We start from the raw sequence: 14329 nt of genomic DNA, 5'->3' as shown, positions 1-14329 counted from the left end.
ATTTCCTCCGTCCGGCCGCGACCGGTGACGTCTTGTTCTGTCAGTTGAGCTCGATGCGTGTGCGACTGAGCACGTCCTGCCAGCGTTTTGATTCTGCCCGCATCATAGCCGCAAATTCTTCCGGGCTTGCACCGATCGGCTCGGCGCCCTCACTGGCGAAGCGCGCCCGCACCGCATCGCTGTTGATCGCCGCGACCGTCGCCTTGCGCAAGGTGGCGATGATCGGTGCCGGCGTGCCGCGCGGCACGACAAAGCCGTACCAGGCGCCGATTTCATATTCGGGAAAGCCACTCTCCACGAAGGTCGGCACATCCGGCAGGCGCTTGGTGCGGGTTTTCGATGTCACCGCCAGGGTCCGCACGATCTTGCCGTCAATCTGACCGGTGACCGACGGCAGGGTTGTGATCATGAAATCCACCTGCCCACTGATGAGATCGTTGAGCGCCGGGCTGGCGCCACGATAGGGCACATGCGCCACGTCGAGCCCTGCTACCTGAGCCAGCAAGACGACAGCCAGATGACTGGCCGAGCCATTGCCGGCGCTGCTGTAACTGAGCTTGCCCGGGTGCGCCCTGGCATAGGCCAACAGTTCGCCGACATCGGCGAAGCGCGATTTCGTCGAGACGACAAGAACGAGCGGCGCCGAGGTGATCAACGTCACCGGATCGAACACCTGCAGCGGATCGAGCTTCAACGACTTGAACAGATGCGGATTGACCACCATCGGCCCCTGGTTGGCCATCAGCACCGTATAGCCATCGGCCGGCGCAGCGGCAGCGATCTGCGAGGCGACATTGCCGCCGGCCGTGCCATTGTTCTCAACGATCACGGACTGGCCAAGTTTTTCCGCAACCGCCTGGGCGACGAGGCGCGCGATCGCATCGGTGCCGCCGCCCGCCGCATAAGGCACGATCAGCCTGACCGGCCGCTCCGGATAGGATTGCGCTGACGCAGGCAGAACCAGAAAGACCGAAGCCGCTCCAAACAAAATCGTTCGGCAAAACCGCGTGATCTTATGCATGGTCGTTCCTCCCACAGCCATTCTGGCTGAGCGCACGACCCGGCACAATGGCGCCAACTATCGCCAGTTGGCGCTTTCCTCGCGCAGATAATCGACCAGCTGCCGCACCGGCCGCGCCGCGCGGCGTTGCGGATTGACCAGCATGCGAATGTCAAGAAACAGGTCCGGCCCGTCGATATCGATCAGCACGAAGCGGCCAGCATCGATGTCTGGCTGCACCGACGCCTGGAGCGAACAGCACAGGCCAAGCCCCGCCGCGCCCATTTCGCGCACGACGCTGAATTCCGTGCCTTCGGCGATAATATGCATGCGATCAACGCCGATGCCCTGCAACAAGCGCTGCTGCGTCTGACCGAACAGCGATGTCGCGACGGGGCCAACGAAATCATGCTGCGCCACTTCGGCGGGCGGCACACGCTTGCGCCCGGCGAGCGAATGATCGGGCGTCGCGAAAACCACGAAGCGCATGCGCCCGATCAAGGTCGTGGGAAAGCCTGCCGGCTCTCCGTCCGACAACAGACAGCCGACATCGGCGGCGCCCATACGCACCGCCGCGATCACCTCTTCCTGAAAGGCGATACGCACCGACAGGCGAATGTCGCGATTGTCCTTGGCGAAATGCCCCAGCGCGCCCCCCATCACCGTGTTCGACAAGGAGCGCTGACAGGCCAGAGCGACATTCTGCTCGGCCGACGCACGCGACGACATGTCCGCATCGAGCTTCTGCGCCCGGGCCAAAAGTTCACGCGCATGGCCGAGAAAATTGCGGCCAACTTCGGTGAGCACCGCCTGGCGGCCACTCTGGCGCTCGAAAAGCCGGCCAAGCTCCTTCTCCAGCGCCATCACATGAGCGCTGATCGACGGCTGGGCGATGCCAAGCCGCCGCGCCGCCGCGGCGAAGGAGCCGGTCTCGACGATGGCGACGAACACCTGCAGGCGGCGGAGGGTGAAAGCTATCATACCTATAGTTATAGTCTAAACACTATATTTAACCAAGCCCCGCCATGGCTTGCTTTGCCTCTTCCGAAGGCATTCGATTGCACCCGCACGAACGCGATGGCCGCAGCAAGCAGCCACGCAGTGCGCCGGGAACGGCTAGGGAGGAAACGCACATGGACGGCTCCACGCGAGACGGGACGCGGATATCACGACTGGGAATATCGCGACGCAGCGCGCTGGCGCTGGCAGCCGCCGCGCCCCTCATTCTTTCATCACGCACCGCCTTCGCCGCCGACAAGCTGCGCATCGGCAAATCGGTCGGCACCTCTTTTCCCTTCACCGGCGCTGATCTCGGCCTCGCTAAGGGCATCTTCGCCTCGGAAGGCATCGATGCTGAAGTTTCGGTATTCCGCGGCGATGGCCAGATGCAGCAGGCCATGGCCGCCGGCGCCATCGACATCGGCCTCGGCTCTGGCCCCGGCATGGGTTATGCGGTGAAAGGCGTGCCCGGCATTGCCGTCGCCGCGCTCGCCGGCGAGCCGCGCAACATGTCGCTTGTCGTCATGAAGGATGGACCGATCAAATCGGTCGACGATCTCAAGGGCAAGCGCATCGGCGTCACCACCGCCGGCTCGCTCACCGACTGGCTGACGCGCAAGCTCTCCGACGGCAAAGGCTGGGGGCCGCACGGCATCGAGATCATTCCCATGGGTGAGATGCGCACGCGCCTCGCCGCGATGAAATCCGGCGAACTGGTCGGCAGCGTCAATTCGATTCAGGAAACCTGGAACCTGGTCGAACAGGGCCAGGGCCGGCTGCTCGCAACCTTCGCGGAAGCCGTTCCCGACTTCCACACCCATGTCATTTTCGCCCATCGCAATCTGATCGAGAAGAATCCCGAACTCGTCCGCCGCTTCCTGCGCGGTTGGTTCAAGACCGCGCATTACATGCGCGACAACCGCGCCGACACGGTGAAGTTCATCGCCTCGACCATGAAGATCAGCGAGAAGGTCATCGACGAGAGCTACGACTACGAATTGAAAATGCTGTCGATGGACGGCGCCTTCAATCCAAAGGCCATCGAAACCATCCGCTATTCGCTGAAGGATCTGGGCGTGCTCGATCGCATCCCCGAGGCGAAGGAGCTGTTCATGCCGGGCTTCGCGCCGGTGAAACTGTAACCAACCGATACCCACGCACAAGAACGCCGGGCGCCATCGCCCGGCCCTTCGTCATCGAACCGATCGGCTGAAGCCGGGAGCGCGTCGCGAGCATGCAAAATAATCAGGATAATATCGCGATCTCGATCAAGAACGTGACGCAACGCTTCGGCGATGCCGGCGATGCCGACAGCGTGCTTGCCCTCGACAATGTTTCGCTCGACATCAAGAAGGGCGAATTCGTCTGCCTGCTCGGCCCCTCGGGCTGCGGCAAGAGCACGTTGCTGAATGTCATCGGCGGCCTATTCAAGCCGACAAGTGGCACGACCACGGTGGATGGCCGCCTGGTCGACGGCAAACCTCATCCCGACAAGATCGCCTTCGTGTTTCAGGAAAGCACTCTGTTTCCCTGGTACACGGTGATCGAAAACTTCCACATCGCCCTTAAATTCCAGGGCATTCCCAAAGCGGAATGGGACGACCGCGCCATGGCGGCGCTGCGCGCTGTCGGCATGGCCTCCTTCGCCCGCCACTATCCCGATCAGCTCTCCGTCGGCATGCGCCAACGCGTCAACATGGCGCGCGGCATCTGCGTGAAGACAGATATCTTGCTGATGGACGAGCCTTTCGCCGCGCTAGACGAACAGACCCGCATGGTGCTGGGTGAAGATCTGTCGCAGCTTCTCGCCGAAACCGGCAAGACGATCGTCTTCGTCACCCATTCGCTGGCCGAAGCCGTCTTCCTGTCCGATCGCATCGCCGTGTTCACCGCCCGCCCGGGCAAGATCAAGACGATCATCAACGTCGACACGCCGCATCCGCGCTCGCCCGACTTTATGTTGGAGCCGAAGTTCAGCGAATTGCGCAACGAATGCTATGCGCTGCTGCGCGACGAAATCCGCGCCACCATGGCTTTGCAGCGCGATCCACAGGCTGTCGGAGCCTGATATGGACCGCGCTTCGCTCTCCTCCCGCTCCGTCCAATGGGCCTTTCTGGCACTCGCCGCCGCCGCCTGGTATGTGGCAACGGAAACCGGCAGCGTCAGCCGCTTGTTCCTGCCGCCACCGCGCGAAGTCGGGACCGCGCTCGTCGCCCTCGTGCAGACCAGCGCCTTCTGGTCGGCAGTTCTCGTCACCGCTACGACCGTCGCCAAAGCCTATATCCTCGCCTTGATCGCTGGCATTCTCGCCGGCTATCTGGTCAGCCGCTCGAAACTGGCGGTCGCCACCATCGAGCCGGTGATCTCCGGCCTGTTCACCATTCCCATCACCCTGTTCTTTCCGATGTTCATCCTGTTCTTCGGCGTCGGTACGGGATCGAAGGTCGCCTATGGCGCGACCTATGCCTTCTTCCCGATTGCACTCAACACCATCGCCGCCTTCGCCAAGATGGAGCAGCGTTATCTGCTCGCCGCGCAATCCATGGGCGGCAACCGCTGGCAGATCTTCCGTTATGTGCTGATGCCCGGCGCCCTGCCGGTTCTGTTCACCGGCCTGCGCATCGGCTTTTTCATCTGCCTCGCCTCTGTCCTCGGTGGTGAAACCATCTCCTCGGTCGCCGGCGTCGGCCGCAACATCGCGCTGACCGCCGAACTGATGGAGCCTGGCCGCATGTTCGCCTGGATCAGCTTCGTCGTCTGCATGTCGGTGGTGTTGAACCTGCTGGCCTTCAGTTTCGAAAACCGCATCAGGTCGAGGTAAGCACCCATGGCATCGCTCACCTCGGCCCCGCCTTCGCCCCTGCCCGCCGCGCCGCCGCTCTGGAGCCGGCTCGCCCGCAGCCCGTTCTGGCTGCGGATGGCGCTAATCGCGACCATCCTGATCCTGCTCGAATATTACGGTCGCTTCCACGCTGATCCCGCTTTCATGCGGCCACCCAGCGCCGTGGTCGAAGCCTTCTTCTCCTCGGTCATCTCCGAACCAAAGATCGTCGCCGCCCTGTGGCTGTGCGTCACCGAGATCGCCATTGCCTATGGCATGTCGGTGGTCTTCGGCATCGCCATCGGCCTTATCGTCGGTGCCACCAAATTCAGCCGCGCCGCGCTGTTTCCCATCATCCTGCTGCTGTTTGCCATTCCACAGGTCTCCTTCATGCCGCTGGTCATCTTGATCTTCGGACTGGGACCAGCGGCGAAAATCGCTTTCGGCTTCACCCACGGCATCTTCCCGATCATCGTCAATGTCGTCGCCGGCATGCGCGATGTGAAAGAGCTGCATCTGCGCGGCGCGCGCTCCATGGGCGCGTCTCGCACCGACATCATCCGCCACGTCGTTCTGCCGAATATGGTGCCAAGCCTGTTCACGGGCCTACGCCTCGGCATGACCTTGACCCTGCTCGGCGTCATCCTGGCCGAGCTCTATGTTTCGACCGGCGGTGTTGGCTATTACACCCGCGTCTTCGCCGAGAACTACAATCCAGCGCCGCTCTTCGCGCTGATCACCTCCCTGGCGGTGATCGCCATCTGCTTCAACGAGATCGTCCGCATCGCGGAAAATTATCTGACGCCCGGCAAACGCCGCGCGCCGCGAGTTCAGTCCAAATCGGTGCAAAAATGAATATTGTAGGCGTAGATATTGGCGGCACGTTTACCGACCTCGTCGGTTGTATCGACGGCCAGATCGTCACGGCCAAATGCTCCACCACTCCGGCCGATCCGACCCGTGGCGTCGCCGACACCCTGCGTGAAGCGCAGTGCGATCTGCCGCAGTTGAACGAGGTGCTGCACGGCTCCACCATCGCCATCAACACGGTGTTAGAACGTAAAGGCGCCCATACGGCTTTGATCACCACTCGTGGTTTTCGCGATGTCTATGCCATCGGCCGCGGCAATCGCATCGAGGCTTTCAACCTGTGGTTCCATCGGCCCAAGCCCTTGGTCGAACGTCGCCTGACGTTCGAAGTCACCGAACGCGTCAATGCCGCCGGTGACGCGATGATTCCGCTCGCCCTCGAAGAGGTCGAGGCCATCGCGAAGGAGATCAAGGATCAGAAGATCGAGGCCGTCGCCGTCTGTCTGCTGCACTCCTATGCCAATCCCGATCATGAACGCGCCATCGGCGACGTGCTGCGCCGGCTCAACCCCGGCCTGTTCGTGACGCTGAGCCATGAAATCCTGCGCGAATTCCGCGAATATGAGCGCACGTCCACCACCGTGCTCAATGCCTTCGTCGGGCCGCGCGTCAGCAATTATCTCGGCACGCTCGACAGCTATCTGCGCGGTGAGAACTTTGCCGGCAAGCTGCATCTGATGCGCTCAAATGGCGGCGTCATGTCGCTCGATCAAGCCAAGGCCCAGCCGGTCTCCATGATGGAATCCGGCCCTGTCGCCGGTATGATCGGCGCCGGCCGGCTCGCCCTGCATCTCGGCCTTGAGAAATGCATCGGCTTCGACATGGGCGGCACCACCGCCAAATCCTCGCTGATCACCAACGGCCGCCCCGCCATCGAAGAAGGCTATGTCATCGGCGATCACGCCTCGGGCCAACCGATGCAATTGCCGGTTGTCGACATCGTCGAGGTCGGCAATGGCGGTGGCTCGATCGCTTGGGTCGATGGCACCGGCGGCCTGCATGTTGGTCCCCGCAGCGCTGGTGCCGATCCGGGACCTGCCTGCTACGGCAAGGGCTCGATGGATCCGGTCGTCACCGATGCCGATCTAGTTCTTGGCCGCATCAATGGCGACCGATTTCTGGGCGGCAACATGTCGCTCGATATGGCGGCGGCCGAACGGGCCGTCGATGAGACGGTCGGCAAGCCGCTGGGTCTTGGCACCAAGGAAGCGGCGCTCGGCATCGCCACCATCGCCGACAATAACATGTCGCTCTCCGTGCGTGCCGTCTCCGTCAACAAGGGTGTAGACCCGCGCGACACCGCGATGATCGCTTTCGGTGGCGCAGGCCCGCTGCACGCCATCGCCATTGCCCGTGAAATCTTCATTCCGCGCGTCGTCATCCCGAAACTGCCGGGCACCTTCTCGGCGCTTGGCATGCTGATGGCCTCCTGGCGTCAGGATTTCGTCCGCACCCTTGTCGGCCGTCTCGGCGCGCTCGACACGGCGCTGGTCGAGCGCGTGTTCAAGGAATTGGCGGACAGCGGCAAGGCGCAGATGCAGCGCGACGGCATTGCCGACGATATCACCGACTTCCGTTTCTTCGCCGATCTGCGCTATGTCGGCCAGGAACACGCTCTGCCGATTCCGATTACGTCTCCAGCCATGCTCACCGGCGATATGAGCACGGTGCGCGGACTGTTCAATGTCGAACACGATCTGCGCTACGGCCAGTCGGCGCTGGAAGAACATCTCGAAGTCGTCAACCTGCGCCTGGTGCTGACCGCCGCGCGCAGCGACACCATAGCTGAAGCCTGGTTGACCCAGGCTTGGACGCCGACGGACTCGGTCGCGGAGACATCCCGCGACGTCATCTTCGATGACCCGGAAAAACCACTGCAAACGCGCATCCTGTGGCGCCCTTCACTGCCTGCCGGATTCACCTTCACAGGCCCGGCGGTCATCGAGGAGCCCAATTCCACCATTCTCATTCATCCGGGAGACAAAGTGACCGTGACGGACGCTGGCCATCTCATCGTCGATCTCGCCGGCAAGGAGGCTTGAGCATCATGACCAAGAACGTCGATGCCCACCCGATCACGGTCGAAGTCGTTCGCAACTCCATCGTCGCTTACGCTGACGAGATGGGCAATGCGCTGTGCAAAGCCGCTTATAATATGATGATCTATGAGGTCCGCGACTTCTGCTGTGGCCTCATCGACACCAAAGGCCGCATGATCTCGCAGAACCGAGGCGGCCTGCCGATCTTCCTGGCCGACCTCGGCGTTGCCGTCGAGGACGGCATCAAGCGCTGGGGCCTTGATGGCTTCAAGCCGGGCGACATCATGATCATGAATCATGAAGTCTGTGGCCAGCATCTCAACAACGTCGTCATCTACGCCCCCTGTTTCGTCGATGGCGAACTCGTCGGCTTTGCCGCCAACCGTGCCCATTGGGTCGATATCGGCGGCATGCGCATCGGCTTCGGCTCGTCACTGACGACCGAGATCTATGCCGAGGGCCTGCAACTGCGCTCGCTCAAGATCTACGAAGAGGGCAAGCGTAACGAGACGCTTTGGCAGATCATCCACGACAACGTCCGCTTTCCCGACGCCAGCCTCGGCGACCTCAGAGCCCAGGTGGCCTCGTGCCAGCTCGGTGCGCGACGCTATGGCGAACTGATCAAGCGCTACGGCCGTGCCACGGTGGAAGCCTGTATCGAACGTATCTGGGACCAGGCCGATCGCGCCGTGCGCAATGTCATCGAGAAAATTCCCGATGGCGTCTATCAAGCCGAAAGCACCCTCGACAACGACGGCCGCAGCCTCGATCAACCGATCCGCATCAAGGTGACGGTGGAGATCAAGGGCTCGGTGATGAGCGTCGATTTCAGCGAGATGAACCCGCAGACCCATTCGCCGCTGAACTCCGGCAAATCGGGTGGTATCGCCGCTGCGCGCGTCGCCTTCAAGGCGATCACCTCGCCCGATCTCGATGTCAACGAGGGCTGCTTCCGCGCCCTTGATGTGAATATCCCCGAAGGCACCATCGTCAGCGCCAGGCCCGGCACCGCCATCGGCCTGTGGAGCATCGCGCTGCCGACGACGATCGATACGATCTTGAAGGCGCTGGCGCCAGCCCTGCCGCACATGATCCCCGCCGCTCACAAGGGCGACATGGGTGGCTGTTCTTTCTATGGCTTCAAGCCGGATGGCACGCGCTTCCTGCTGCTCAATATTTTTGGCGGCGGCTGGGGTGGCCGTCCCTCCGAGGATGGCGAGGACGCCAGCGTCTCCGTTTGCCAAGGCGACGTGCGTAACTCGCCCGTCGAACTGCAGGAGATTCGCTATCCCATCATGGTGGATGAACATGCGCTACGCGATGATTCGGGCGGCCCCGGAAAATTCCGCGGCGGCCTCGGTGTGCGCATCACCTATCGCACGCTGGTGCCCTGCAAAGTGACGATCAATTGCGAGCGCACCCGCATGCCGCCCTGGGGCCTCGCCGGTGGTGGCAATGGCGCGCACAACGCCGCTATCATCAGGTCAGAAGATGATCCGGAACGGATCGTCTTCAAAGGCACGGAAATCCCGCTCGCGGCTGGCGATCGCGTCACCTTCCTCACCGCCGGTGGCGGCGGCTATGGCAATCCGCACGACCGCGCCCGCGAAGCGATCAGCCATGACGTAGCGGAAGGCTTCGTCAGCGTTGAGAAGGCGGGTGAGTTCTACGGCTGGACCAAGACGGTCGCACCAAAAGTGCGGAGCGCCTGATCCTCATGGCGACCACCACCCATCCCGCCCGCCTGAAAGCGCTCTCCGCCTCCATGGCGGCCGAGGGCACCGATGTCCTCGTGCTCTTTGGCAATAATTGGCATGCCGATCACCTGCGCTATGCTACCGACTTCGGCATCCAGGAGGGCCAGGGCATTGCCTTGGTGCGTGCCGACGGCACCACGACGCTTATCCTCGATGATCCGGCCGAGGCCGAGCGCGCCCGCGCGGAAGCCGCGATCAGCGAGATCGTCTATGCGCCCTCGCTGGTGAAGGAGGCGCGCCAGCTGCTGGCGCGCGAAGGCAACCGGCGTATCGGTGCCGCGCCCTTCCACCTTCTGCCCTACGGCCTGCTACACGGCGAAAAGGATTTGCGCGTCGCTGATGGCACCAAGGTCATCGAACGCCTGCTGATGACCAAGCTCGAAGTAGAGATGGACGCGGTGCGTCGCGCCGCCAAACTCGCCGACGAGGGCTATGCCATCTTCCGCGACGCTGCCCGCCCCGGCCGCAAGGATTACGAACTCATCGCCGAGATCGAGACCTTTTTCCGCGCCAAGGGCGTGCCGGAGAATTTCATGATCATCGGCGTCGGTGGCCAGGAAGTACGCGGCATGGCGCCCCCCGGCGGCAAGGTGTTGAAGCAGGGCGACATGGTGACGACAGAACTCACCCCCTGCGTCGACGGCTATTACGCGCAGATCTGCCGCACGCTCGTCGTTGGTGAAGCCAATGAAGCGCAGAAGCAGGCCTTCGCCGTTTATCTCGAAGCGATGGAAGCTGGCATAGCCACTGTTGCCGCTGGCATCACCGCCGCGCAAGTCGCCAAGGCCGAGAACGATGTCTTCCGCAAATACGGCCTCGGCGATTATGTCACCAGCGAATATACGCGCGTGCGCGGCCACGGCATGGGCCTGTTTCCCGACCAGAAGCCGCATATTCTCGAAGACGTGCAGATTCCGCTGGAAACGGGCATGACGATCATCGTCCACCCCAACACCTATCATCCCGCGGTCGGCTATTTCGTCCTCGGCGATTCCCTGATCGTGCGCGACCAGGGCCACGAACTCCTGTGCGGCACGCCGCGCCAGCTTTTCTCCGTACATTGAGGACAATATGCGTCGCGGCCTAATGGCATGGGATGAACAGGAGCTGCCGCGCGCGGCGCTCGAAACACGCGTGGCGCTGCTACGGCAGGCCGTGCAGGCGATCAGCTGCGACGGCTTCGTCGCCTATACCAATATCGCCAAGGGCGCCGCCGTCGCCTGGCTCAGCGGCTTTCAGCCCTATTGGAACGAAGGCCTGTTCTATGTGCCAGCCAGCGGCACGCCACTGTTCGCCACTGCACTGTCGAAGCGCGTCGCCGAATGGATCAGCTCGGTCATGCCCATCGGCGAAGTGCAGACGACGCCGAAGCCGGCGCTGCTGATCGCGCAGCGCATTGCTGTAAGCGGTGGCAAGCGCATCGCCATTCTCGAGCTCGACGATTTTCCCGCCGGCCACGCCAAGACGTTCCTCGAGACGATCAAGGGCGTCGAGCTCGTCGACGGCACAGGCGCCTTCGCCTCGGCCCGCGCCCATGTCGATGCCGCTGAGCGCGGTCTCCTTGCCCATGCCGATCACCTCGCCAAGGCCGGGCTGGCGGCGATCGACGCGAAAGCCACGACAGCGCAGCAGGCGCTCGCGCCTTGCGACGAACACGCGCGCCTCGGCGGCGCCGAAGAATGTTTCGCCACCATCGCGCCCGACCTGCGGGTATCGGGCCGCTTCCAGCGCACCGATACGGTGGGCCCCTTGGGACAGAGCTTCGCCGTGCGCTCCTCGCTCGCCTACAAAGCCACCTGGGTGCGCCGCGCCCGCTCCTTCACCCAAGATGCCGGGCTCGCGCCGCGCTTCGCCGCCGCCGACGATCTGCTGGCGACATTCCGCGCCCCGGCGGAAGGCCCGCTTTCCCAGGCCATCGCCAGCCATTTCGCCGGGCCGGACCTGCACGTGGAAAGCTGGCTCGCCGAACAGACCGCCGGTAGCAGCCCGCTAACCGGCGTCGCTAGCTCGTTTGGCGCCCAAGAGAGCCGGCAAGAGGGCTGGCAGCGGCAGGCCCCGTTCGTCCTCAATGTCGAACTGTCGCTTGCTGGCCACCGCTGGCTCGGCGCCCGTCTCGTCGGTTAAAACGCTCGCGCACAACCTTATGGCGCTGCCTCTGGCCTCAAACGTTGGCTTGGCGTTATCATGGTGCCATAAGACCGGCCGGATAGGCCGACGGCGTCACGAGAGAAACGCATGCGGAGGTTTTGGCCAGGCATTCTTTCGCCATCCTGGCGCGCGCCACGACGGGCATGGCCCTATATTCTTATGTCCCTGATAATGCTGGGAACGACGTCGGTTGCGCACACCGACCCGTTCTACAAGGGCAAGACCATCACGCTCATTTCCGGCTTTGGAGCCGGCGGCGGCGTCGATGCCACAGCACGCATCATCCAGCGCCATCTCTGGCGATTCGTCCCAGGCTGGCCGGAAATTATCATCCAGAGCATGGAAGGGGCCGGTGGCATCATCGCCGCCAATTACCTCGACAAGCGGGTGCCGCCGGACGGACTGACCCTGGCTTTGCCGGGACGAAGCTGGTTCGTCGAGGGCATCGTCAAAAGCCCGGGCGTCACATTCGACCCTGCCCGCCTCACCTTCATCGGTTCGAGCGGCGTCGCCCCGGCCTTCCTGTTCGTGCGCACCGACAGCGGCATCAAGACCTTTGAAGATCTGAAGCGCAGTCCCAAGCCGCTGCCGCTGGCCGCCATCGCCGCCGGCACCTCCACCGCCATGGTGCCACGGCTTCTGGCACAGATCGGCGTGCCGGTGGAACCCGTCTTGGGCTATGGCTCGACGGCGCGCATGTTGATCGCGGTGGAATCAGGCGAGGCTGCTGGATTTTTCCTCACTGAAGATTCGGTGACGCGCCGCGCCGATCTACAGCGCAAGGGCGTCATCATTCCCCTGCTGCAAACCCGTCCGATCATCGCCGGCCTGCCGCTGCTGCAGGACGTGGTTCCGCAATCACACCAGGATCTGCTGGCGTTGACGATCGCGCTCGACAGTTTCGGCCTGATGCTGGTGGGCCCGCCTGGCATCCCCACAGAGCAAGTCACGAATCTACGCGAAGCCTTCATGGCCATGTCCGACGACCGGGAATTCCTCGGCGACATGGCCCGCGCCGATCTCTCCCCAGGCGAAGCGCTATCGGGCGAAATTCTCGAAGCCGATATGAAGGCGCTGGCCGCGAGCATCACGCCCGACCTCATCACCCGCTATCGCGATCTCGGCGGTCGCAAATAAACAGATTAGCTGCGCGCCAGCTTGTCGCCGAGGCCGACTTCCTCATAGCCGCCGCCGGTCTCGTCGGGCCAAGACACCGCGATCTTGAACGCCGGCCGCTCTTCGATCCGCTTGTACCAGCCATGAATGCGGGGCCGGCGCGAAGCCGACCAGAATTGATCGGCCCCCATCGCCCACAGGCGATACATGTAAGGCGCCACGGTGATATCCGCGAGCGTGAAGTGATCGCCGATGACCCAGGGACCGGGATCTAGCCGCGCCTCCAAGGCATCGAGAATACCCTCGATCGTCTTCCGCTCTTCGGCCAGCTCCGCTTCGTCGATCTCGCCACGCAACGCCCGGCCGTGCACATCCCGGTAAAACTTCACGGGTCGGCGCTCTACCTGCCTGGCAAGTTCTTCATCGCTCCAGCGATTGCGCAACTTCGGCAACAGATATTTGACCGCCGTCAGTTTGACGATGGCGCCAAAGCCGTCCTCGCATTTGCGAACGAATTCACGCATGCGCGCCGCAAGAAGCGGATCGCTCGGCACCAGTTGCGGCCCATCAAAAGCCGCGTCGATATATTCGTTGATGATCGTCGATTCGTGCACCGGCTGGCCGGCATGCACCAAGGTCGGCACCACGCCATCGGGATTGATGGCGAGATATTCCGGCTTCATCTGATCGAAGTTGAACAGGTCGACATAGCGACTTGTCCACGCCACGCCCTTCTCCTCAAGCGCCATCCGGCACCGCACCGAGCAGACGGAACTCCAAAAGTGATATAGCTCGATCATAGGCGGCCTCCCTGCTGCCTGGCGATATCTAGCTTTTGCCTTTGGGTTTCCGCCTCGCCGCCATATTGAGCGCCTCCACCAGGATGGAGAAGCCGATCGCCGCATAGACGAAGCCCTTCGGCACATGCATGCCGAACCCATCCGCCACCAGCACCATGCCGATCAGGATCAGGAACGATAAGGCCAGCATTTTGACGGTCGGATGTTTGTTGATGAAGGCCGAGACCGGCCCGTTGGCCACCAGCATCACCAAGACCGCGATGACGATCGCTGTTGCCATCACCCAGAAATTATCGACCATGCCAACGGCGGTGATGACGCTGTCGAGCGAGAAAACGATGTCGAGCACGACGATGGACAGGATCGCGCTGGTGAAAGTCGTGCGCACCACTGCCGCAGCGGACGCATCCTCATGTTTCCCCTCGATCTGCTCGTGGATTTCGATCGTGCCCTTGTAGAGCAGGAACAGACCGCCGCCGATCAAGATCAGGTCGCGCCAGGAAAACGCTTTGCCGAACACTTCAAACACCGGCGCCACCAGTCCGGCGATCCAGGCGATGGACGCGAGCAACCCGAGCCGCATGATCAGAGCGAGCGACAGGCCAAGACGTCGGGCGAAAGCCTGTTGATGCACCGGCAACCGATCGGCCGTGATCGACAGAAAAATCAAATTATCGATGCCGAGCACGATCTCCAGAGCGGTCAGCGTCAGGAGCGCCGCCCACATGGCGGGGTCGGAGAGCACGGCCATTCAAAGTCCTCCAGGCAGACGCTGCGA

Annotated in this window: 13 protein-coding genes; 9 read left to right on the top strand and 4 right to left on the bottom strand. The window is 62.7% G+C overall.

Translation table 11 applies throughout. The features are described from left to right. Positions 1 to 40: 40 nt before the first annotated feature. Entirely contained in the window at positions 41 to 1021 is a 981-nt protein-coding gene (locus tag BLW50_RS27340; protein ID WP_090708265.1) for a Bug family tripartite tricarboxylate transporter substrate binding protein, read from the bottom strand. 57 nt (positions 1022 to 1078) lie between these two features. After that, positions 1079 to 1981 (bottom strand): LysR family transcriptional regulator, encoded by a 903-nt coding sequence (locus BLW50_RS27335; RefSeq protein ID WP_090708263.1) that lies wholly within the window; start codon positions 1979 to 1981, stop codon positions 1079 to 1081. Between the two features lie 152 nt (positions 1982 to 2133). Between BLW50_RS27335 and BLW50_RS27330 the strand changes: the two genes are divergently transcribed. The 9 genes from BLW50_RS27330 to BLW50_RS27290 all read left to right on the top strand — a co-directional run bounded on the left by BLW50_RS27330 (position 2134) and on the right by BLW50_RS27290 (position 12772). After that, positions 2134 to 3141 (top strand): ABC transporter substrate-binding protein, encoded by a 1008-nt coding sequence (locus BLW50_RS27330; RefSeq protein ID WP_170850375.1) that lies wholly within the window; start codon positions 2134 to 2136, stop codon positions 3139 to 3141. A 92-nt stretch (positions 3142 to 3233) separates the two neighbouring features. Continuing rightward, entirely contained in the window at positions 3234 to 4067 is an 834-nt protein-coding gene (locus BLW50_RS27325) for an ABC transporter ATP-binding protein (protein WP_090708255.1), read from the top strand. Position 4068: 1 nt separating this feature from the next. Further along, positions 4069 to 4821, top strand: coding sequence for an ABC transporter permease (locus BLW50_RS27320; RefSeq protein WP_170850374.1), 753 nt, complete (start codon positions 4069 to 4071; stop codon positions 4819 to 4821). A gap of 6 nt (positions 4822 to 4827) precedes the next feature. Continuing rightward, positions 4828 to 5676: an ABC transporter permease gene (locus BLW50_RS27315; RefSeq protein WP_090708253.1), complete on the top strand. Its 849-nt coding sequence runs from the start codon at positions 4828 to 4830 to the stop codon at positions 5674 to 5676. Beyond that, on the top strand, positions 5673 to 7733 hold the full coding sequence (locus BLW50_RS27310) for a hydantoinase/oxoprolinase family protein (RefSeq protein WP_090708252.1): 2061 nt from the start codon (positions 5673 to 5675) through the stop codon (positions 7731 to 7733). The genes BLW50_RS27315 and BLW50_RS27310 overlap by 4 nt, the downstream gene beginning before the upstream one ends. A gap of 5 nt (positions 7734 to 7738) precedes the next feature. Further along, positions 7739 to 9442 (top strand): hydantoinase B/oxoprolinase family protein, encoded by a 1704-nt coding sequence (locus BLW50_RS27305; RefSeq protein WP_139267768.1) that lies wholly within the window; start codon positions 7739 to 7741, stop codon positions 9440 to 9442. Positions 9443 to 9447: 5 nt separating this feature from the next. After that, positions 9448 to 10551, top strand: coding sequence for a M24 family metallopeptidase (locus tag BLW50_RS27300; RefSeq protein WP_090708249.1), 1104 nt, complete (start codon positions 9448 to 9450; stop codon positions 10549 to 10551). Between the two features lie 7 nt (positions 10552 to 10558). Beyond that, positions 10559 to 11611: an aminopeptidase P family N-terminal domain-containing protein gene (locus BLW50_RS27295; RefSeq protein WP_139267767.1), complete on the top strand. Its 1053-nt coding sequence runs from the start codon at positions 10559 to 10561 to the stop codon at positions 11609 to 11611. Positions 11612 to 11722: 111 nt separating this feature from the next. Continuing rightward, a complete protein-coding gene (locus BLW50_RS27290) occupies positions 11723 to 12772 on the top strand; it encodes a Bug family tripartite tricarboxylate transporter substrate binding protein (protein WP_139267766.1) in 1050 nt (349 codons plus the stop codon). Positions 12773 to 12777: 5 nt separating this feature from the next. Here BLW50_RS27290 and BLW50_RS27285 read toward each other — a convergent pair whose 3' ends face one another. Further along, positions 12778 to 13551 carry a glutathione S-transferase family protein gene (locus tag BLW50_RS27285; RefSeq protein WP_170850373.1) on the bottom strand — a complete coding sequence of 258 codons (774 nt, stop codon included), beginning with the start codon at positions 13549 to 13551 and terminating at the stop codon, positions 12778 to 12780. 28 nt (positions 13552 to 13579) lie between these two features. Next, positions 13580 to 14302 (bottom strand): TerC family protein, encoded by a 723-nt coding sequence (locus BLW50_RS27280; RefSeq protein ID WP_090708233.1) that lies wholly within the window; start codon positions 14300 to 14302, stop codon positions 13580 to 13582. Between the last annotated feature and the right edge of the window lie 27 nt (positions 14303 to 14329).

The sequence above is a fragment of the Beijerinckia sp. 28-YEA-48 genome, from assembly GCF_900104955.1.
Lineage (GTDB): Bacteria > Pseudomonadota > Alphaproteobacteria > Rhizobiales > Beijerinckiaceae > Terripilifer.
Note: the sequence above shows the minus strand (reverse complement) of the source record. Positions and strands in the feature narration are given on the sequence as shown.

What these genes read in the sequence shown, in the direction of transcription:
- BLW50_RS27340 (WP_090708265.1), bottom strand. Translation starts at nt 1,021, where the DNA reads ATGCATAAGATCACGCGGTTTTGCCGAACGATTTTGTTTGGAGCGGCT.
- BLW50_RS27335 (WP_090708263.1), bottom strand. Translation starts at nt 1,981, where the DNA reads ATGATAGCTTTCACCCTCCGCCGCCTGCAGGTGTTCGTCGCCATCGTC.
- BLW50_RS27330 (WP_170850375.1), top strand. Translation starts at nt 2,134, where the DNA reads ATGGACGGCTCCACGCGAGACGGGACGCGGATATCACGACTGGGAATA.
- BLW50_RS27325 (WP_090708255.1), top strand. Translation starts at nt 3,234, where the DNA reads ATGCAAAATAATCAGGATAATATCGCGATCTCGATCAAGAACGTGACG.
- BLW50_RS27320 (WP_170850374.1), top strand. Translation starts at nt 4,069, where the DNA reads ATGGACCGCGCTTCGCTCTCCTCCCGCTCCGTCCAATGGGCCTTTCTG.
- BLW50_RS27315 (WP_090708253.1), top strand. Translation starts at nt 4,828, where the DNA reads ATGGCATCGCTCACCTCGGCCCCGCCTTCGCCCCTGCCCGCCGCGCCG.
- BLW50_RS27310 (WP_090708252.1), top strand. Translation starts at nt 5,673, where the DNA reads ATGAATATTGTAGGCGTAGATATTGGCGGCACGTTTACCGACCTCGTC.
- BLW50_RS27305 (WP_139267768.1), top strand. Translation starts at nt 7,739, where the DNA reads ATGACCAAGAACGTCGATGCCCACCCGATCACGGTCGAAGTCGTTCGC.
- BLW50_RS27300 (WP_090708249.1), top strand. Translation starts at nt 9,448, where the DNA reads ATGGCGACCACCACCCATCCCGCCCGCCTGAAAGCGCTCTCCGCCTCC.
- BLW50_RS27295 (WP_139267767.1), top strand. Translation starts at nt 10,559, where the DNA reads ATGCGTCGCGGCCTAATGGCATGGGATGAACAGGAGCTGCCGCGCGCG.
- BLW50_RS27290 (WP_139267766.1), top strand. Translation starts at nt 11,723, where the DNA reads ATGCGGAGGTTTTGGCCAGGCATTCTTTCGCCATCCTGGCGCGCGCCA.
- BLW50_RS27285 (WP_170850373.1), bottom strand. Translation starts at nt 13,551, where the DNA reads ATGATCGAGCTATATCACTTTTGGAGTTCCGTCTGCTCGGTGCGGTGC.
- BLW50_RS27280 (WP_090708233.1), bottom strand. Translation starts at nt 14,302, where the DNA reads ATGGCCGTGCTCTCCGACCCCGCCATGTGGGCGGCGCTCCTGACGCTG.